At 70.6% G+C, this 19,104-nt stretch carries 18 protein-coding genes and 1 pseudogene; 8 read left to right on the forward strand and 11 right to left on the reverse strand.

Translation table 11 applies throughout. The features are described from left to right. Positions 1-11: 11 nt before the first annotated feature. Both ACWFRJ_RS05800 and ACWFRJ_RS05805 read right to left on the reverse strand, forming a co-directional pair. Positions 12-1,466 (reverse strand): alpha/beta hydrolase, encoded by a 1,455-nt coding sequence (locus tag ACWFRJ_RS05800; RefSeq protein WP_453524928.1) that lies wholly within the window; start codon positions 1,464-1,466, stop codon positions 12-14. Between the two features lie 91 nt (positions 1,467-1,557). Beyond that, a complete protein-coding gene (locus ACWFRJ_RS05805; protein ID WP_453524929.1) occupies positions 1,558-1,785 on the reverse strand; it encodes a hypothetical protein in 228 nt (75 codons plus the stop codon). 224 nt (positions 1,786-2,009) lie between these two features. Here ACWFRJ_RS05805 and ACWFRJ_RS05810 point away from each other — a divergent pair, with 224 nt between their 5' ends. The 6 genes from ACWFRJ_RS05810 (at position 2,010) to ACWFRJ_RS05835 (ending at position 7,601) form a co-directional block, all read left to right on the forward strand. Further along, on the forward strand, positions 2,010-3,194 hold the full coding sequence (locus ACWFRJ_RS05810; protein ID WP_453524930.1) for a sensor histidine kinase: 1,185 nt from the start codon (positions 2,010-2,012) through the stop codon (positions 3,192-3,194). Then, the gene (locus ACWFRJ_RS05815) at positions 3,195-3,872 is read left to right on the forward strand and encodes a response regulator transcription factor (RefSeq protein ID WP_453524931.1); all 678 of its coding nucleotides are present in this window, start codon (positions 3,195-3,197) and stop codon (positions 3,870-3,872) included. 141 nt (positions 3,873-4,013) lie between these two features. Next, positions 4,014-4,481 carry a hypothetical protein gene (locus ACWFRJ_RS05820; RefSeq protein ID WP_453524932.1) on the forward strand — a complete coding sequence of 156 codons (468 nt, stop codon included), beginning with the start codon at positions 4,014-4,016 and terminating at the stop codon, positions 4,479-4,481. Positions 4,482-4,556: 75 nt separating this feature from the next. Next, positions 4,557-5,459: an NAD-dependent protein deacetylase gene (locus ACWFRJ_RS05825; protein ID WP_453524933.1), complete on the forward strand. Its 903-nt coding sequence runs from the start codon at positions 4,557-4,559 to the stop codon at positions 5,457-5,459. Positions 5,460-5,613: 154 nt separating this feature from the next. Beyond that, on the forward strand, positions 5,614-6,438 hold the full coding sequence (locus tag ACWFRJ_RS05830) for a PP2C family protein-serine/threonine phosphatase (RefSeq protein WP_453524934.1): 825 nt from the start codon (positions 5,614-5,616) through the stop codon (positions 6,436-6,438). A gap of 86 nt (positions 6,439-6,524) precedes the next feature. Continuing rightward, positions 6,525-7,601 carry an MASE1 domain-containing protein gene (locus ACWFRJ_RS05835; protein ID WP_453524935.1) on the forward strand — a complete coding sequence of 359 codons (1,077 nt, stop codon included), beginning with the start codon at positions 6,525-6,527 and terminating at the stop codon, positions 7,599-7,601. Positions 7,602-7,669: 68 nt separating this feature from the next. Here ACWFRJ_RS05835 and ACWFRJ_RS05840 read toward each other — a convergent pair whose 3' ends face one another. From ACWFRJ_RS05840 to ACWFRJ_RS05875, 8 genes are all read right to left on the reverse strand, one after another. Beyond that, entirely contained in the window at positions 7,670-8,209 is a 540-nt protein-coding gene (locus tag ACWFRJ_RS05840) for a hypothetical protein (RefSeq protein WP_453524936.1), read from the reverse strand. Positions 8,210-8,309: 100 nt separating this feature from the next. Continuing rightward, the gene (locus tag ACWFRJ_RS05845) at positions 8,310-8,924 is read right to left on the reverse strand and encodes a GTP-binding protein (protein WP_453524937.1); all 615 of its coding nucleotides are present in this window, start codon (positions 8,922-8,924) and stop codon (positions 8,310-8,312) included. Beyond that, the gene (locus ACWFRJ_RS05850; protein WP_453524938.1) at positions 8,905-9,345 is read right to left on the reverse strand and encodes a DUF742 domain-containing protein; all 441 of its coding nucleotides are present in this window, start codon (positions 9,343-9,345) and stop codon (positions 8,905-8,907) included. Before ACWFRJ_RS05850 ends, ACWFRJ_RS05845 begins: the two co-directional genes overlap by 20 nt. After that, positions 9,342-9,803 (reverse strand): roadblock/LC7 domain-containing protein, encoded by a 462-nt coding sequence (locus ACWFRJ_RS05855; RefSeq protein ID WP_453524939.1) that lies wholly within the window; start codon positions 9,801-9,803, stop codon positions 9,342-9,344. The genes ACWFRJ_RS05850 and ACWFRJ_RS05855 overlap by 4 nt, the downstream gene beginning before the upstream one ends. After that, positions 9,800-12,247: a sensor histidine kinase gene (locus ACWFRJ_RS05860; RefSeq protein WP_453524940.1), complete on the reverse strand. Its 2,448-nt coding sequence runs from the start codon at positions 12,245-12,247 to the stop codon at positions 9,800-9,802. Before ACWFRJ_RS05860 ends, ACWFRJ_RS05855 begins: the two co-directional genes overlap by 4 nt. A gap of 147 nt (positions 12,248-12,394) precedes the next feature. Beyond that, the gene (locus tag ACWFRJ_RS05865) at positions 12,395-13,177 is read right to left on the reverse strand and encodes an MHYT domain-containing protein (RefSeq protein ID WP_453524941.1); all 783 of its coding nucleotides are present in this window, start codon (positions 13,175-13,177) and stop codon (positions 12,395-12,397) included. A 382-nt stretch (positions 13,178-13,559) separates the two neighbouring features. Further along, positions 13,560-14,558, reverse strand: coding sequence for an RNA polymerase subunit sigma-70 (locus tag ACWFRJ_RS05870; protein ID WP_453524942.1), 999 nt, complete (start codon positions 14,556-14,558; stop codon positions 13,560-13,562). A gap of 277 nt (positions 14,559-14,835) precedes the next feature. Beyond that, entirely contained in the window at positions 14,836-15,798 is a 963-nt protein-coding gene (locus ACWFRJ_RS05875) for an alpha/beta hydrolase family protein (protein WP_453524943.1), read from the reverse strand. A gap of 73 nt (positions 15,799-15,871) precedes the next feature. On the opposite strand from ACWFRJ_RS05875, the gene ACWFRJ_RS05880 reads away from it, so the two are divergent. Further along, positions 15,872-16,423, forward strand: a complete 552-nt coding sequence (locus ACWFRJ_RS05880; protein ID WP_453524944.1) for a helix-turn-helix domain-containing protein — start codon at positions 15,872-15,874, stop codon at positions 16,421-16,423. A gap of 114 nt (positions 16,424-16,537) precedes the next feature. Here ACWFRJ_RS05880 and ACWFRJ_RS05885 read toward each other — a convergent pair. After that, positions 16,538-17,656: pseudogene (locus tag ACWFRJ_RS05885) on the reverse strand (pectate lyase family protein); the annotation flags it as partial. Between the two features lie 637 nt (positions 17,657-18,293). On the opposite strand from ACWFRJ_RS05885, the gene snpA reads away from it, so the two are divergent. Then, the gene (gene snpA / locus ACWFRJ_RS05890; protein WP_453524945.1) at positions 18,294-18,974 is read left to right on the forward strand and encodes a snapalysin; all 681 of its coding nucleotides are present in this window, start codon (positions 18,294-18,296) and stop codon (positions 18,972-18,974) included. Positions 18,975-19,104 lie beyond the last annotated feature (130 nt).

The following is a 19,104-nucleotide window of genomic DNA, read 5'->3' on the forward strand; positions in this document are numbered from 1 at the left end:
TGACCCTCCCGCTATTCGTTCGGCTCGGCCGCGCAGGCGAGGTCCCGCGCCGGACGCGGCCCGCCGGTCAGGAACGCCGTCACCGCGTCGTTCGCGCACGTGTTGGGGCCAAAGGGATAGACACCGTGACCGCCCTGGTCGGCGGTCACCATCGTGGCGCGCTTCCCGAACGCGCGCCGCAACTCCTTGGCCCCGGCAAGCGGCGTTCCCGGGTCACGTTCGTTCTGCACCATGAGCACGTTGGACGGGCCCCGGTCACCGATGCGGACCGGCGGCTCGACCCGCTTGCCCGGCCAGAACGCGCACGGCCCGATGCTGGCCGTGGACCCGCCGAGCATCGGGTGGGCCACGCGGTCGACCGCGACATTGCGCTGGTACTCCTTGACCGTGCTCGGCCAGCGCGTATCACCGCAGATCACATGGAAACGCGCGGCCATGAGGTTCTCCATGTTCGGCAGCGGCGGCACGGGCGGCAGCGGCTTGCCCGTGTCGAGCGCCTGCCAGAACTCGGCCGTCTGAGGCATGAGCGCATCGGAGTAGAGACGGTCGAACGTGAACCCGCGGAACAGCGTCCCGTCGACTCCCTGGACCGGCTTCGCGTCCAACCGCCGTGCGAGATCGAAGAACTTCGCGGTCACCTGCCGCGGTGTGGTGCCCAGACCGTACTCGGGACGCGCGGCCGCGAATGCCGCGAAGTCCGGGAAGCGGTCGTCCATTCCACGTGCGAAGCGCCGCATGGCCGTGACGTCGTAACCACCCGGGCCCAGATTGCTGTCGAGCACGATCCGGTCGCTGCGCTTCGGGAACAACGTCGTGTACACAGCTCCGAGTTGGGTGCCGTAGGAATGTCCGAGGTACGACATCTTCGGCGCACCCAGCGCCGCCCGGATCCGGTCCATGTCCCGTGCGGTGTTCGCGGTGGTGGTGTGGGGCAGCATCCATGCCGTCCGCGAGGTGGCGCACTGCTCGGCGATGGCCCGCGCGTTCCCCGCCTCGCGGGTGACATCGGCATCGGTGTGCGCGTACGGAGCGAAGTTGCCGCGCGCCTGCTGCTCGGACGTCAGATCGCAGGTCACCGGTGTGCTGCGGCCGACCCCGCGTGGGTCGAAGCCGACCACGTCGTAGGAGTCGAGGACTTTCTGCGGCAGCCCGGAGCGGGCGAGAACGGCCGGGTAGTCAAGTCCCGCGCCGCCGGGGCCGCCCGGATCGGTCAGCAGTACGCCGCGGCGCTGCGAGGGCTTCTCGCTGGCCAGCCGAGAGATCGCGATCTCTATCTGCCGGCCGTCCGGATCCCGGTAGTCCAGGGGGACTTGGAGCGTCGAGCACTCGAGACGGGGCGCGGCGACGCCCTGCGGGCAGGGGCCCCAGCGTATGGTGTCCGGCGTCGCCGCCGATGACATGGTCGGCACAGCGGTCACTGCCGCCATCGTGGTGGTGGCGAGCGCGAGGGACAGGGATCTGCGCATCTGATGTCCTCCTGAAAGAGCGTGTGTGGGGGGTGCCGGGACACGGCCCGGAACGCTTGTGTCGGGAGCGAGTGCGTCGTCCCGGATCTCGTCAGGCCGTCTCCCGGCGGGTGTGTGCCCAGCCACCGGACACCACTGCGATCAGCGCGATGAATCCGAGGAGGACCAGCTGGCCGGTGCGCCCGCCGGGAACCCAGCCGAAGCCGCCCCACAGCACTTCCGTGTCCTGGTCAAGGAGACCGCGGATCACCGCTTGGGCGGCCAGGGCCGTCATCGCCATCCCGACCGCCTCAAGGGCCGTGAGACCGGCCTTGCGCATCGTGTCTCTCCGTCTCTTATCCCGTTTTCGCGTTCCGTTGTCCCGGCACGTGAACGAGTCTGTCCGTGCGGCACATACGGCACATCGACCCGACGGCCCGCAACGCCTTCGACCCTGGGCCAGAACGTCTTCGACCCCGGGCGAGGCGGCCATTGGACTCTGGTCCAGGGCGGATCAGCCCTAGGTCTGACTCACCGGCCGCACGGGTTGGCGACAATGGCCGGGTGAACACGTACGACACGGCGCCACGGCTCGGGTGGTGGCAGCAGACCTGGCGGCTGGCGGCAGCCGCAGCAGTGGGCATCCCGGCCTGGCTCTACACCGGCGTACTGCTGCACTGGCAGGGGGATGAAACGGGCCTCTGGTTCCGCATCGGCGATCCGCTCGTCGCTCTCGGCTGCCTGGCGGCGCTCGTGTGGCGGCGGCGTTTCCCGCTCGCCGTCGCCATGGCGGTCGCGATCGCCTCGACCGCGTCGGCGCTGGCCGCAGGCGCCGCGCTGGTGGCCCTCGGCTCCATCTCCACCCGCCGCCGGCCGGTGGAGATCGCAGTCGTCGTGCTGGCTTACGTGACCTCGGCGCAGTTCTCCGTCGAGGTCTACCCGGTCCAGAGCCCGCCCGGCACGTGGTGGATCCAGCTCATGATGCCCGCACTGACGGCGGGTATCGCGGTGGCCGTGGGCATGGCCATCGGCGCACGCCGTGTCGAAGTACGGTCCCTGCGGGACCGGGCCGAGAGCGCCGAACGGGAACAGACCGCACGAGCGGCGCAGACACGGGCCCAGGAACGCAACCGGATCGCCCGCGAGATGCACGACGTGCTCGCGCACCGGATCTCCCTGGTGGCCATGCAGGCCGGAGTGCTCGATCACCGAAGTGGCCTCAGCGCCGAGGAGAACCGCGTGCTGGTCCGCGGCATCGCCGAGGGCTCCCACCAAGCCCTGGAAGAACTACGGGACGTCCTCGGTGTGCTCCGGGCGGACCCGGGCCACCCGGAACCACCACAACCCTCCCTCGACCGGATCCCCGACCTGGTGGCCGACGCCCGCTCGTCCGGCCTGGACGCCACGCTCACCACCACCGTGGAGGGAACACCGTCCGACGTCGTCGGACGCACCTGCTACCGGGTCGTCCAGGAAGGACTGACCAACGCCGCCAAACATGCCCCGGGCGCACCCGTGCACGTCACCCTCGAAGGGGCGGCGGGCGACCGACTCGACGTCAGCGTCCGCAACTCCCCGGCCGCCGCAAAAGCCGCGCAACGACCGGCGTCGGGGTTCGGACTCCTGGGCCTCACCGAACGAGTGGGCCTCGCGGGCGGAAGACTCGACCATCACCCCACACCCGACCGCGGCTACCTCCTCACCGCACGGCTACCCTGGCCGAACCCCACCCACGAAAAGAGAACTTGAGTGGACAGCGAGCGGCAGCCGGTGCGTGTCGTCATCGTCGACGACGAAGAGCTGGTGCGCATGGCGCTGCGGCTGGTCATCGACGGCGAACAGGACCTGACCGTCGTCGCGGAGGCGGCCGACGGCAACGCCGCGATCACCGTGGTGGACGAGCAGCAACCGGACGTCGTACTGATGGACGTGCGGATGCCCGGACGTGACGGTCTCAGCGCGACCAGGGAACTCCTCACCCGAGCGGAGCCACCCCGGGTGCTCATGCTGACGACCTTCGACTCCGACGACCTGGTGCTCGGAGCGCTGCGTGCCGGAGCACTCGGGTTCGTCCTCAAGGACACCCGGCCCGCGCAGATTCTCGACGCGGTGCGGACCGTCGCGGAAGGCGAGCCGGTGCTGTCCCCGGCGGCCGCCGCACGGGTGATCGCCGCGGCCACCGGCCCGCAGTCCGCTCACGTCCGTGAGTCGTCCCGCGCTGCCGCACGGAAAAAGCTGTCCGCACTCACCGAACGAGAACGCGAAACCGCCGAGGCCATCGCGGACGGCCTCGGCAACCCGGAGATCGCCCAGCGGCTGCGCATCAGCATCGCGACCGTCAAGGCACACACAGGCAACCTGTTCGCCAAGCTGGCGGTGGAGAACCGGGTACAGATCGCACTCCTGGTGCGCGACGCGGGGGAATGAGCCCGCTCCCCGGGCGTACGTCACTGCCGGGGGTGCGGCTCCACTCCGACCCGAGCCGTGGGGGCAGCGGAGTGGAACTGATCAGAGATCTCGAGGACCCGGAGCAGCGTCAGGAAGCCCGTCGCGCACTGAACGCCCGAGGTGGACGGCTGGACACTGGTCCTCGGGCCTTGGTGCAACCCCGTCGACCCGGAGCGTGCCGAGGAAGTGCTCGACGCCATCACCGAACTGAGCCGCCGTCATGGGCAGGCCCAGGCGTACTACTTCGGGGAGCACGGGGGCGGTTCGGGCTGGGCCCTGGCCGTGGACGGGGCGGTGGTGCGCCGTGTCGACGCCTCCACCTGGGGTGACGATCCTCTCCCCGAACTGGGCGAGCGGCTCCCGGAGGAACTCGCGCTGCACGCTGCATGGATGGAGTCCGAGGACGACCCGGACGAGGAGTGGGAGAACACGAGCCCTTACATGGCATCGGAGTTGGCACTCCGGCTGGGGGCGGTGAGCCCCTTCGCCCTGGGCCCGAACACCACGGTCCGCGGCCGGGGATTCGTCGCACTCACCGGGTACGCCGCCGATGACGGCGTACCGGGGACGGGGGTGTACAGGATCTGAGTAAGTTTCCCCGGTGACTACGGCTGCGGGGTACCGAGCCACGCTTCGGCGCGCCCGAAACGTAAACTGGCAGGTATGCGGACGCGACCCACGCTGACCTGGGAGCCCACTGGCGGCTTGCTCCCGGCCTCGACCGACCTCACGACTGTCGTCGACGCGGTGCGCGCGGGCGGGGTCGCGGTGCTGAGCGGGGCCGGTCTTTCCACCGAGTCAGGCATCCCGGACTACCGCGGGGAACACGGCTCCCTGCGCCGGCACACTCCCATGACGTATCAGGAGTTCGTCGGCGCCGAGCAGGCCCGGCAGCGGTACTGGGCCCGCAGCCAGCTGGGGTGGCGGGCCATGACGCGGGCCCGTCCGAACGCCGGTCACCGGGCCGTCACCACCTTGGCCGACGCAGGCCTGGTCACCGGTGTGATCACACAGAACGTCGACGGGCTGCAGCAGTCCGCCGGGGCCCGGGACGTCATCGAACTCCACGGGAGTCTGAGCCGGGTGGTCTGCCTGGCCTGTGGGCGGGGCAGCGCCCGTTCGGAACTCGACCGACGGCTGCGTGAAGTCAATCCGGGGTTCGAGGCCGCCGCAGAGCGCTATCGTGCGGTGCGGGTCAATCCGGACGGTGACGTGGAACTGCCCGACGAGGCTGTTCGCGAGTTCCGGGTGGTGGCGTGTTCGGCCTGCGGTGACGGGGTCCTCAAGCCGGACGTCGTCTTCTTCGGTGAGAACGTGCCCCTCGAGCGGGTTGCGGCATGTCGGCACCTTGTCGAGGAGGCTGCTGTCCTGCTCGTGCTCGGCTCCTCCCTCACCGTCATGTCCGGGCTCCGTTTCGTGCGCCAGGCGGCGCAGTCCGGCACGCCGGTCCTGATCGTCAATCAAGGCCCGACCCGAGGCGACCGCTGGGCCACCCAGCGCGTCGAACTGCCCCTCGGGGATGCGCTGCCCGCCCTGGTGGCGCGGGTGTGCCCCGAAGGGCGATAGGCCGGGCCCGGCCGCAGAGGAGAACGCGACAGGGTGCGGCCTCCGCCATCTGCGGGCAGACTTGATCAGGACGTTGTGCCAGTGGTCCATGTGATGCATGTGGCGGAAGACAGCTGAACTGACGCGGGATGCTCTCGCGGAACCGGGGCGACCAATGTTCCGTACGCAGGCGGCCGACGACGGTGACGAGCTGCTTGCCAGGCTCGGGGCGCTGACTGCCCGGGCCCGGGAGCTCGCGGAGATGCAGCGCTCCCGGGTGGAGCTGGCAGTGGCGCTGCAGCGCGGCATGCTGCCCCATGACCTTCCGCAGCCTCCGGGCGTCCGGCTGGCCGTGGGCTACATGCCCGCCAATCACGGGCTCAACGTCGGGGGAGACTGGTATGACGCCTTCACCATGCCCGACGGCCGTATCGGCCTGTCCATCGGTGACGTGCAGGGGCACAACATCAAGGCCGCCGCGTTCATGGGGCAGGTCCGTGTGGGACTGCGTGCGCTGGCGTCCGTCACGGGCGACCCGGGGGAACTGCTCACGCGTACCAACGATCTCCTGGTCTCCCTGGGCGCGGACCTCTTCGCCACGTGTACTTTCCTTCGGCTTGATCCGGCTACGGGCGTCCTGGAGTGTGCTCGGGCCGGTCACATCCCCCACATCTGGGCCACGGCCGACGGCCGGTCCGGTGTCGACGAAGGTGAGTGCGGCCCGCCGCTCGGGGTGCTCGAAGGCGCCGAGTACCCCGTGGTGTGCCACCGGCTCACGACGGACGGCGTCGTCGTGCTGCTGACCGACGGGGTGGTGGAGGGGCCGTCGCTGAGTCTCGACGAAGGCCTGCGGCGGGTGATGCGCCTGGCCGAGATCACTACCGCCGCCGGTCTTGGGATCGACGCTCTTGCAGGCGGTGTGATGCGGCTGGCGGACACGGTGGGGCACGAGGACGATGCCGCCGTCCTCGTCGTCGGCCACGACGGAGGCGCCCTCTAGTGGCGTCCACGGCATGACCGCGGACGTGGGAGAGGGGGAGCCGAGGCCCCGAAGGTTACGGACGTGGGCGGAGGAGAGGCCTTCGCATGGCCGAAGTGGTCCGCTCGGTGTCTGATGGCTCTGTGTTGGTGACTCGGCGGTTCCGGCTGTCCTTGGAGGTGGTCCTCAAGACACTGGCCGTGGCCGCCTGCTACTACGTGGCCGGACGTCTGGGCCTGCTGGGCCGGCTCACCGTCGAAGGCGTGGTCGTCACACCCATCTGGCCGCCCACCGGGGTCGCCGTCGCCGCACTGCTTGTCTACGGCGTGGCGGTCTGGCCCGGGATCGCCATTGGCTCCTTCCTCACCATCGCCTCCCTCACTACTCCGCAGCTCACCACACTGATCACCGTGGCGGGCAACACCCTCGCCCCGCTCTGCGCCTATCTGATGCTGCGGCGGGCCGGTTTCCGGGTCGGAATCTCACGTCTGAGGGACGGTCTGGCCCTGGTCTTCCTCGGCGGGCTCGGAGCCATGCTGATCAGTGCCACGGCGGGGGTCGGGCTGCAGGTGCTGACGGGGCGACTGGACACGGGGGAGTTCTGGTCCGTGTGGCTGGCCTGGTGGGTGGGCGATGCGATGGGCGTCCTGCTGGTCACGCCGCTCCTGCTCGTGCTGGTGGGAGCCGCAGGACCGGTGCGACTGAGGCGTTGGAAGGAGATGCTGTTCCTGGGCCTCGCGGCCTTGATCGTCGTACCTCTGGCCGTGGTCGGCGAATTGAGCCTGCTCTTCCTCGTCTTCCCGCTGATCATGTGGGTGGCGTTGCGCTTCCAGCTGGCAGGGAGCATGTTGTGCGCGCTGTTCGCGTCGGTGCTGACCACCTTCGAGGCGAGTACGCAGCAAGGCGCTTTCCTCAACCTTTCGGCCATCGAAGTCATGACCAAACTTCAGGCGTTCAACGGTGCCACAGCGCTGACGGCGCTCTTGTTGTCCGCCATGGTCGCCGAACAGCGTGCCACCCGAAGATCGGTGCAGAATGCCTGCCGCGAACTCGCGGAGGTACTGGAGCACCTCGCCGCGGGGGAGACCCCACCCGAACTGTCCGACAGGCGCGCTGACAGTGACACCGCCAGTCTCCGTACCGACGACTCGGCGTCGGCGACGGACAGCCACCGGGAGGCGTGAGCGGCCCCCGCCGCGCCGAGCGCCGAGGTTGTCAGGACGCGGGACTGAAGCCTCAGGACAGTCAGACCTCAGTCCAGGCCGGTCGCCCATGCCGTCAGTGCTGCGAGGTCGTCGACAGCGAGGCCGCACCGGGCGTCGATCCGGTGCAGTAGTGCGGGACCGTCGTGGTGTTCCTTCACCCAGGTGCGATCGGCCTCTGTGATCTCGTCGTCGATCCAGGCGAACGCACGGCCTTTCGCCCAAGCGACGACCTCAGGCGTCTTCCAGAACACACCGCCGCCGGGCTGGGCCCGCGGCGAGGGCCACGGAATGAAGGGCAGCTCAGGTAATCCCAGGACCGGCGCGATGAACGCGTTGGCTTCTTCCTCCCACGTGGTCGCCCACACAAGGTCGAAGGGAAGGGCATGAAGAGCCGGGCCGTGATCCGGATTCAGCCACACCCGCAAAGGCTTCACAGGCTTGTTCGGCAGACCCCACTCGGTCAGCCGGCGCCGCTCTGCCGCCTCCCAGCGAGGTGTCAGCAGACGGTGCGTCCGATAGCCCTCGGGCCGCCGGTGCCGCTTCGCCGCATACGGGTTCAGCGATCCGTCCACAACCACCAACAGCATTGGGCGCACCGGCTCGTCCCCCTTGGTCCCGCGTCGAACGGTACCGGCCGATGACGAGACCGCCCAGCGAAATTCCGGCGCGCGGACCCGCGCCCGGCGTTCAGCGGATGACCAGCTCCCGGCTCAGGACGTGCTCGACCAGGGAGATCAGGACCTCCTTGCCGGACTCCCGGTCGCGAACGTCGCAGAGCAGGACGGGGGTGTCCGGGTTCAGGTCCAGCGCGCGGGCCACCGAGTCCGGGGCGTGGCTGCGGATCCCGTCGAAGCAGTTCACCGCGACGATGAAGGGGATGCCGCGGCTCTCGAAGTAGTCCACGGCGGGGAAGCAGTCCGCGAGCCGGCGGGTGTCGGCGAGGACGACCGCGCCGAGGCTGCCCGTGGCCAGCTCGTCCCAGACGAACCAGAACCGGTCCTGGCCGGGCGTGCCGAACAGGTACAGGGCGAGGTTGTCCCGCAGGGAGATGCGGCCGAAGTCCATGGCGACCGTGGTCGTGGTCTTTGTGGCCACCCCCTTGAGGCTGTCCACCGGGCGCGACGCTTCGGTGAGGGGTTCCTCGGTGCGCAGCGGACGGATTTCGCTGACCGATTCCACCAGCGTGGTCTTCCCGACGCCGAAGCCGCCGGCGATCAGGAGCTTGAGCGCGGTGAAGTCGGCGGGCGCCGAGTGCCGCGTGCGGTCAGAGCGGTCAGAGCGGTCAGAGTGCGCGGAGGCCATTGATCACTTCTCGCAGGAGGTGGGCGTGGGGACGTTCTTTCCCGGTAGCGGTGGCGGTGGCATCGGGCGGGGTGATGTGGATCAGGCCCTGCGCCGTGAGGTCGCCGAGGAGGACCCGGACGACACCGAGGGGCAGCCCGGAGTCCGACGCGAGGTCCGCGACAGGGTGCGGACCGCGGGCGCACACGGCCAACAGCGCGCGCTGCTCGGGCGGGAGCGGACCGCGCGGCGTGGCGGCGGTGGGCCGGACGATCGCCATCAGGTCGACGCGCTCCGCGCCGTTGTCCGTGCGGGCGCGGCCGGCTGTCATGGCGTAGAGCCTGACCAGGGGCCCGGCCTCGTCGTCGTAGCGGTCGGTCCAGGCTTCGCCGAAGCGGTCGCCCGGGCCGTCCCGGCGGCGGTTGGGTGGCTGGTCCGTCATGAGGCCTCGCCGTCCGGCGCCGACGTGTCATCCGTCCGCAGGGGCACGGTGAGGTGCTCGCGCACCCGGTCGACCAGCAGGGCCATCTCGTACGCCACCAGGCCGATGTCGGCGTGCCCGTCGGTGAACACGGCGATGCAGGAGCCGTCCCCGGCGGCGATCACGAAGAGGAAGCCGCCCTGCAGTTCGACCATCGTCTGGACGACGCCGCCCGCGTCGAAGTGCCGGCCCGCTCCCTTGGCGAGGGAGTGGAATCCGGAGGCGATGGCGGCGAAGCGCTCGGACTCGTCGCGGCCCATCCCGTGGGAGGCGCCGACACACAGGCCGTCGGTGGACAGCATGACCGCGTAACGCACCTCCGTGACGCGGTCGACGAAGTCGTCGAGGAGCCAGTCGATGCCGCCCGCGCCGTGGTCGTCCTGGTCGTCCACGGAGGTGACGGAGTAGGTCGGCGTCATCGGTCGGTGAACCCTTCGTCGTTCGCTGCGTGGTGGTCGGGCGAGGGGCCCGGGGTGCCGGGGCCCGCCGGTTCGTCGCGGGTGGCGGAGGCGCGGCGCCGGCCGGAGCGGAGCGACGCCATCGTGGCGCGGGCGGCTTCCGGGGAGCGGACGGCCGGGCTCTGGGCAGGGTGCGGGCCCGCGTTCGCGTCCTCGTCCTTCGCGAGGTCCTTACGCAGTTCGGGGGCGATGCTGGCCTGGCGCACCCGGCGCGGCAGTCCCCCCTCCGCGTCCGGTCCGTCCGGTTCGCGAGCGGGCCACTCGGTGGGGGCGGGCGGCGTCTGGGGCTGCTGGGGTGCGGCGTGCCGGGCGCGGCCCGGGAGTTGGCGGGGCGCCGGCTCACCGTGCGGGAGGTGGGGCTCCGTCTGGGGCGCGGCCTTCGGTTCCTGGCGGTGGTGCCGCTGGGCGGGGATGCGCTCGAGGGCCGGTGCGAGGGCGGGTGCGGGGCGGGGCTCCACGGCCCGGAGCGGCTCCGGCTCGGGCAGGGGCCGCAGGCCCGGGTGGGGGGCCTCCAAGAGCTGCTGCGGGAGGAAGACGAGGGCGGTGATGCCGCCGTAGACCGAGCGGCGCAGCGTCACGTCGAGGTGCTGGCGCTCGGCGAGGCGGTTGACCACGAACAGGCCGAGCTGGCGCGAGTCGAGCAGGTCGACGTCCGCGGCCTGGATCTTCTCGTTGGCCGCGGCGAGCGCCTCGTCGCCCATGCCGAGACCGCGGTCCTCGATCTCCAGGACGGCGCCCGCCCCGACTTCCTGGCCGCGCACCACCACGGGGGTATGCGGCGGCGAGTAGGAGGCGGCGTTCTCGGTGAGTTCGGCGACGAGGTGGATGAGGTCGGCGACCGCTGTGCCTGCCAGCCGCAGGTCGGGGATGTCGTGCAGTTGCACCCGCTCGATGTCCGCCGTCTCCGCGATGCCCGCGCGCACGGCGTCGATCAGCGGGACCGGATTGCGCCAGGCGCGGCCGGGAGCGGAGCCGGAGAGGATAAGGAGGGACTCGGCGTGGCGGCGCATCCGTGTCGTCAGATGGTCCAGGCGGAAGAGGTCCTCCAGGTCCGTGGGGTTCTCGGTACGGCGCTCCATGGTGTCGAGGAGTTCCAACTGCCGGTGCAGCAACAGCTGGCTGCGGCGGGCGAGGCTGACGTACACGCCGGAGACTCCCGTGAGCACGGCGGCGCGGCCCGCGACGGCGCGCAGCGCGGCCCGCTGCACCGTGGTCAGCGCCGCGCCGACCTGGCCGATCTCGTCCCGGACCGGTTCGTGGGAGAGCGGTGCTTCCTTCTCCAGGTCGAGGCCGTCGCCGCCGTGGATGCGGCGGATGGCGGCCGGGAGCCGATGGGCGGCGAGTTCCAACGCGGAGTTGCGCAGTCCGGTCAGATCGTCGACGAGGCCGCGACCGATGCGTACGCAGAGCAGGAGCGCGAGGATCACACCGAGCAGGCCGAGGAGTACGGCGAGGCCGGAACCGCCCAGGTTCGACAGGGAGTACGGCTCGGCGTCGGCGCCCGTGTCGATCGCGCCCCGCTCGGCGGCGGCGAGCCCGGACAGGGTGGGACCGGCGACGGAGTGCCAGCGCGCCGCGGTCACCGCGGTGTCGGCGCCGGAGGGACCGGCGGCGAGGACGTCGTCCTGGGCGGTGGCGAGACCGGCCGCGGCGCGGGAGCCGAGCACCTCGCGGTAGGCGGCGGCGTCCTGGGCCCGCAGGTCGGACACCGCCGCGTCGGCGAAGGCACGCTGCTCGGCGACATTGCCGACGAACGTACGGTGCTGGGCCGCGGACATGGTCCCGCTTGCCTGCGCGGCGCCGAGCACGGCGTCCTGGCGGCTCAACGCGTCGCGGGAGCGGGCGAGTTCGAGCACGGTACGGGTGTCGGAGGCGCGGTCGGCCTTGTCGGCGCCCGCGAGACCGGAGCGGACCGCGAAGGCCCGGTCGACGGCCGTGCCGTAGTCGGAGAGCACGGCGGAGGCGCCGCGGGTGCTCTCGCGCCGCTCACCGAGCGACCCGGCGCTCGCGAGCAGGGAGCGGACCCGGCCGGGCAGCGCGGCGTCGAGGGCCGCGAGGTCGGTGCTGCTGGAACGGACGCCCGCGCGCAGCGCGGTGACGGATCTGTCCGTACGGGCCTGCGCGGCGTCGAAGTCGCGGCGAGCGGTGCCGCCGGGCGCGGCCCGGTACTTCAGGGCTACGGCCCGCTCGTCCTGCACCGCGGAGGTGAACCGTGCGAGGGGCCGCACCAGGGTCGAGTCGATCTGGCGCAGCTGCTCGGTGGCCGAGACCTGGGAGGCGGTGGTGACGGCCGCGTGTCCCCACAAGGCCATCAGGGAGAGGACCGGCACGGTCAGCAGGGTGACGACCTTCGCGCGGATCGATTTGGGGCGCCAGCGTTGGGGCACCAGAGGGCGTGCGGGCATGACGAAGGGGCTCCTTGGCGGTGCAGGAGTGTGGGGGCACGCGCAGTGCGTCGGGCCCGGGGAACGCGGGGCGCCGACGCGCGTGATGACGTAGCGCGTGCCGCGGTGGGGAGAGTGACGGCGCGGGCCGGAGCGGCCCGGCTGCGGTCAGGTGAGCGGGAGTTCGACCTCGTGCAGCGGGCGGGCCGCGGCCTCGCTCTCGGCGCGCTCACGCGCCGTGGGGGACAGCGCGACGAACGCGCAGGTCAGGAAGAGGAAGGAGCCGAGCACCACGGCGAGCGGCAGGATGAAGGCGGTGGCGCTCGCGCCCTGCAGAGGTGCGGTGCCGGCGTGCACGTCCACCGTGACGGCGGCCATGCCCGTGTAGTGCATGCTGCTCACCGCCAGGCCCATCACGAGCGAGGCGACGGCCGCGACAGCCGGCCCCCGCACGGACAGCGCGGCCCACAGGGCGGCGGAGGCGGCGGCGATCGCGATGAAGACGGAGAGCGCGACGAGCGCGGGGTCGTACGAGATCGAGCCGTTGAGCTGGACGGCGGCCATGCCGATGTAGTGCATCGCGGCGACACCGAGTCCGGTGCCGACGCCGCCGAGCACGATGGAGCGCACCCGGGAGTGGCCGTAACCGGCGGTGAAGACGCCCGCGCCGACGACGGCGATGGCGACGACCAGGCTGAGCAGGGTCAGCGGGATGTCGTAGCGGATCGCGGTGCCGTCGACGGTGTAGCCGAGCATCGCGATGAAGTGCATGGTCCAGATGCCTGCGCCGATGGCGACGGAGGCGCTGATCAGCCAGTTCCTCTTGGACCGCCCCCCGGCTGCCAGAGCGCGCACGGTGCAGCGCAGTCCCAGCGCGGCGCCGACGACGGCCATGGCGTACGACAGGACCGGAGTGGCCCAGCCTCCTGCCATGTGGTGCATGTGACCCACGGGATTCCTCTCACTTGATGTGTCGGCCCCCCGGCGACCCGGGACGCTAGCACGCAGTGGATCTCCCGCCAGGGGGCACGAAAACGCCTTCTTGTGAGGGTTACCGAACAGTAAGGCCCGAGTTCACCGGCCGCACGCCCATAGGTCCGTCACTGATCGCACACAGAGGTGCGACTCTTGTCACGCCGCGTATCGAACTGCTTGCGACACCGGGGGCGAGACGCCCAGTTCCGGATATCCGGGACATGGCGGTGCAGCCTCCGCCAGGCGGACGGGCGCCCCGGGCAGATGCCGCAGGACGCCTGTCCGCAGCAGATCTCGCGGAGTTGGCCACCCGTCACTCGTCGGCGGCAGCGACGGACGTGCCCAGGGCATGCCGGGTCTACTCGGTGCCGTCCGCAGGCAGGCGTTCGGGCAGTCCGAGCCGGGGGAACCGGTCGCTGTGGAAGGTGACGATCTCGGTGATCGAACCGCCGCTGATGCGCAGAACATCGATGGTCAGCGGCAGGAACGCGCCCTCCCGCTCTTGCCGGTGGTAGAAGGCGAGGGCGGGCTGCCGGTTGACGGAGGTCTGGACGGCGCGCAGGTTTTTCATGCCGTCGAAGCCGCTCTCGGTCCAGTAGTCGACGACCGCGTCGCGGCCCACTTGCAGGCCTGGGGTGGGCGGCATCGAGGAGCGGATGTCGTCGTGCAGCAGTGCGGCCAGTGTGTCGATGTCGGTGGCCAGGCTGGCGTCGGTGTAGCGGCGTACGATCTCGCGCGTCCCAGTGTTCTCCTGGCTGCCGGTCCAGTCCTGCCGTTCGGCGGGCAGGTGTTCGCGCATGCCGGCGCGGGCGCGCTGCAGGGCGCTGTTCACGGAGTTGACGGAGTTGCCGAGGAGGTCGGCGACGTCCTTGGCGGGCCAGCCGAGTACGTCCCGCAGGATCAGTACGGCCCGAGGGCGCGGCGCGAGGTGCTGGAGGGCGACCATGTAGGCCAGTTCGATGGTCTCGCGCGCGAGGGCGAGGGTCTCCGGCTCGTGTGCGTTGTCGGCGGGCAGTTCGTCGAGGAGCCGGTCGGGGTAGGGCTGCAGCCAGAGCACTTCGCCGCCGGTCGCGGGTTCCGGGCGGTGTTTGGCCAGCAGGTCCAGACAGGCGTTGGTGGCGATCCGGTACAGCCAGGCCCTGAACGTCGAGCGCCCTTCGAAGGTCTCGCGCCGCCGCCAGGCCCGCAGGAATGTTTCCTGCACGGTGTTCTCGGCGTCCTCGAAGGAGCCGAGCATCCGGTAGCAGTGCACGTGCAGCTCCCGCCGGTGCCGCTCGGCCAGCCCGGAGAACGCCGGCTCGTCGGTTTCGCCCAGCCCGCTCACGCCTTGCTCCCCCGGCCGCGTGTTGGCACTCATCACGTCGTCCTTCCGTCTGGTGGTGTCCTGTCATAGGTGTGACGGGTACGGGCGCGATAACTCATCACTCGGGTCGCTCGGCACGGTGGCGTGCCGGGTTGTGGCACGACGCCATCGTCCGCCGGACTGTCCGGAGCCGCGCAGCCGTCTCCACGCCGGAGAGCCATCCCCTCGTATGTCTGCCGAGCCCGAAGCGGCGCGTCGGCGCGGCGAACACCGTCTCGAATTCGTACGGTCCGGGCGGGGTGTGCGCCCGGACCGCCGGGGGACCGGAAGGTCAGGAAGCGGCGGACTGTCCCTCGGTGGACGTCTCACCGGTGGACCTCTCACCAGTGGCCGCGGCCAGGTGGCGGGCGAGCCACTGGGCGACGAGGTCGAGCAGGCCGGGGTCGACCGGCTCGCGCAGCAGGCGGCGGTAGGAGTTCAGGGTGGGGCGTCCGGAGTCACGCCGCAGGATGTGGGTGAGGTCGTCGACGCGGTGGGTCTCCGCGCCGCCGGGCACCAGTTGGGCGATCTCCTTCAGGTCGTCCGGGTTGACTTGCAGATCCTTGTCGCCGGTGATGGCGAGGACCGCGGCACCGCTGACGGCGAGGTCGTCCCGGGTGTCATGGACGAGCATCTCGCGCATCCAGCGGGCGTTGACCTTGGCCCCTGCCACGCGCGCCACGTCCGTCCGGGTCTTCTTCACCCGGGCGAGGGCCCGGCTGCCCAGTCCCGCCAGCGGTCGGCGCAGCAGCCGGACGGGAGCGGGCATGCTCGCGACGATCGAGCGGCCCTGCCAGCGGAAGGCCTCCTCGCCCAGGTTGGCGAAGCCGGCCAGCAGCACCACGGCACGCACGTCCGTGCGCGCAGCCAGGGCGATGGCATGCAGCGAGCCCTCGCTGTGGCCGATCACGCCGATCGCGTCCGCGCGGATATCGGCCCTGTCCGCCAAAGCGCGCACGGCCGCGGCGGCGTCCTCGCGGTTGTCGGTGAAGCCGGCGGCCCGCCAGTCGCCGGGGTTGGCGCCGCTGCCGCGACGGTCGTAGCGCAGGGTGGCGATCCCCTGCGCGGCGAGGGCATCGGCCACCGGCCGCCCCAGGTTCATCGGGAGCTTCGGGCTGTTGCCGTCACGGTCCAGCGGGCCGGAGCCGTGCAGCAGCAGGACGGCCGGGTGCGGGCCGGGGCCGACGGGCAGTGTCAGGGTGCCGGCCAGCGAGGTCCCGTTGTCTGCGGTGACCGTCATGTCGATGTCGGGCAAGGCCCCGCCTCTTTCGTTTCGCGCTTGTTCGTTCTCAAGTGCGAGAACATTATCAGATGTGAGAGAGTGAATCATGGCTACCGCGAATCTCCTCCTCCACCCGGTCCGGATGCGCATCCTCCAGACCTTGGTCGGCGCCGGTGAACTGACCACCGCGCAGCTCCGGGAACGTCTCCCGGACGTCTCACCGGCCACCATGTACCGGCACGTCGCGACACTCACCCAGGCCGGGATCCTGGAAGTGGTCCAGGAGAGACCCGTACGCGGGACGGTCGAACGCAGCTACCGGGTCCGGCAGGACAAGGCCCTCGTCGACGAGGAGGCCCGCGCCGGAATGACCAAGGACGACCACCGGCAGGCCTTCACCGTCTTCACCGGGGCGATGATGGCCGATTTCGACCGCTACCTCTCCCGCGACGACGCCGACCCCTCGCGCGAGGGCGTCCTCTACCGGCAGGGAGCGGTATGGGCGACCCCGGAAGAGTTCACCGAACTGGTGGAGGAACTGGAGGCACTGGTCGCCCGGTATGCGCAACGCACCTCCGGAGACGACCGCATCCGTCACATCATCAGCCTCGCCCTGGTGCCCGACAAGGCGACGGGGGAGGATGACCAGGCCTCCTGAGCTCACCGCCGCTGTTGCGAACCGCAGGATGGACGGTTCGGCTGTCGTGGTGGTGCCGTCCTGACGGTAGGGAGGTGTTCCGCTGCCGTACCGTCAGGACGGCTGCCGCGTTTAGCAGGTGCCGTCCGACACCTTGAGGCCCGTGCCCGCTCCCGCCGTTCTGCCCACGATGTTCGGCACGCAGGCGGCGCTGTCGAGGGAGTGGGAGTAGGGGATGCTCACCGTGGTGTTGGACGTCGGGTTGGGACCTGCCGGGTGGTATTCGTCGTCGGCGGGGGACCAGGTCACCGTGTCGAATGTGTTGCCGCTGACCTGCCAGTAGCCGGCCGCGTCGGTGTAGAAGGTGCCCAGGACGTCCTTGGAGTTCTTGAAGTAGTTGTTGTCCACCCTGGCCTTGGCGCCGGCGCGGGAGTTGATGCCGGACTCGTTCAGGCCGGTGTAGTAGTTGTTGTAGATGTGGGCCGTGCCGCCCCGGAGCAGGGGCGTGCGGGAGTCGATGTTCTCGTACTTGTTGTGGTCGTAGGTGATGTAGCTGTTGGAGACGTCGCTCTCGCTGGACCCGACGAGGCCGCCGCGCCCGGAGTTGCGCAGGATGCTGTACGACAGCGTCACGTACTGCGTGTTGTTCTTCATGTCGAAGAGGCCGTCGTAACCCTCCGACTCCCCGCCAGAGGCCTCCAGGGTCGTGTGGTCGACCCAGACGTTGCGGACGTCGCTCTCCATGCCGATGGCGTCGCCGCCGTTGGAGGTGGGGGAGCCGGACTTCTTGACGTTCTTGACGGTCACGTTCCGGACGATGATGTTGCTGGAATCGCGTATGTGGATGCCCAGTTGGTCGAAGACGGCGCCGCCGCCGACACCGATGAGCGTGACGTTGCTGATCTGCTTGAGCTCGATCACGCCGGCGGCGGTGTTGCAGCTGTCGCCCGACACCTTCGCGGTGTTGGCGTGGTTGATCGTCCCCTCCACCTCGATGGTGATCGGGGTGTCGTCGGCGGCGCGGCTGCACAGGGCCGTGTGGATCGCGGTGCCGGTCGTGGCCCGCACTGTCTTCCCGCCCGCGCCACCGGTGGTCCCGCCGTTCTGCGTCGCGTAGCCGGTGGCGCTGCCGACCGCGGCCGCGGCCGTGGGCTGCGCCGACGCCTCCGGCAGCGTCAGCGCCGCACCACTCGCGGCCGTGACGGCCAGCGCGGCCAGCGTGACGTGCAGTCTTCGTGTACGTGCTCGGCTCATGGTCGGCTCCCTGCTCATCGTTGAATCCCGGGTGTCGTTGTCCCGTGTGCCGTAGTCGTCGCGGTGGCCGCGGAGGTTGCCGCCCTGTCGCCGTGGTCTTCGACGCTGCGCCCTCGTTCCTGGGCGCGGTGCGCCGTCGGCCTGCCCTTGCTCCACGGCTCGGGCGCCGACGGCAGGTCGGTGCTGCTGAAACATTGCTTGCCCGCGGCCGGAAATGGGGCTCAGGAGTTCCTTCGACGAGGTCGGGGAGCGGCCCCCGATCCCGCTCTGGTGGCTGGTCGTCGTGCTTGTCTGATCTGTGTTCGCGGCACGGCCGGTGCTCCTGGTCTGTACGGGGATCGTCGCCGCCGCCCTCCTGAACCACTGTGTGTGCGACATCCACCGGATCAGGCGTCTCCAGTAGGCGCAGGGCCGGGCGCGTGATGCAGCAAGTCCCTTATGGCGCATACCAGTTGATGCTCTGCAGCTATCACCGAATGGCATCGGTACGAACGAGCCCTGCCTTCCCGATACTCGTCCCGACCAAAGGCCACATCTATAGGGCCCTAGGTCCCGGGACGCCGGGCACCCCCGTGCCCGGGAGTTCCCGGCCGCCCCGGCCATCCAGCCACCGGACATCCGGAAGGGACACACCCCCGTGAACAGATCCCGCACCAGCCTCCTCGCCGTCCTCGGCGCCGCCGCTCTCGTCGGCTCGCTCGCCGCCGCCCCCTCGGCGTTCGCGGCGCCCGCGTCCGACACGGTCAAGCCCGCCTCCACGAACGCCACGTCCGCGTACGCGGGCTCGGCCGAGGACCAGGCCGCCAACCGGCAGTTCTTCGACGCCGTCATGAAGTCGGCGCTGAAGAAGCAGGCGGCGCAGCCGGGCATCCAGGTCGTCACCGTCCGCTACGGCACGACCCGGGCGCCGAGCTTCCGCAGCCAGATAGCGCAGAGCACGCAGATCTGGAACTCCTCCGTCAGTAACGTGAAGCTTCAGGAGACCAGCTCGAGCGCCGACTTCGAGTACCGCGAGGGCAACGACTCGCGCGGCTCGTACGCCTCCACCGACGGGCGCGGCCACGGCTACATCTTCCTGGACTACCGGCAGAACCAGCAGTACAACTCCACGCGGGTGACGGCCCACGAGACGGGTCACGTGCTCGGTCTGCCCGACCACTACTCGGGCCCGTGCAGCGAGCTGATGTCCGGCGGCGGCCCCGGCACGTCCTGCACGAACGCCTACCCGAACGCGCAGGAGCGTCAGCGGGTCAACAGCCTCTGGCTCAGGGGGATCGCCACCCTCCAGGACAAGGGTGAGCTGACGAAGGTCCGCTGACCCGTACGCCGGCGCCGGGCGGACTGTTGTGCACGGCAAACAGCCCCCGAGCCGGCCCGGCCGCGTGCGGCGCGCTCTCCTCCTGCATGGGTACTCATACTCACCAGGGGGAGAAGTCGCGCCGCCGCGG

The organism is Streptomyces sp. NPDC055239, assembly GCF_053606205.1.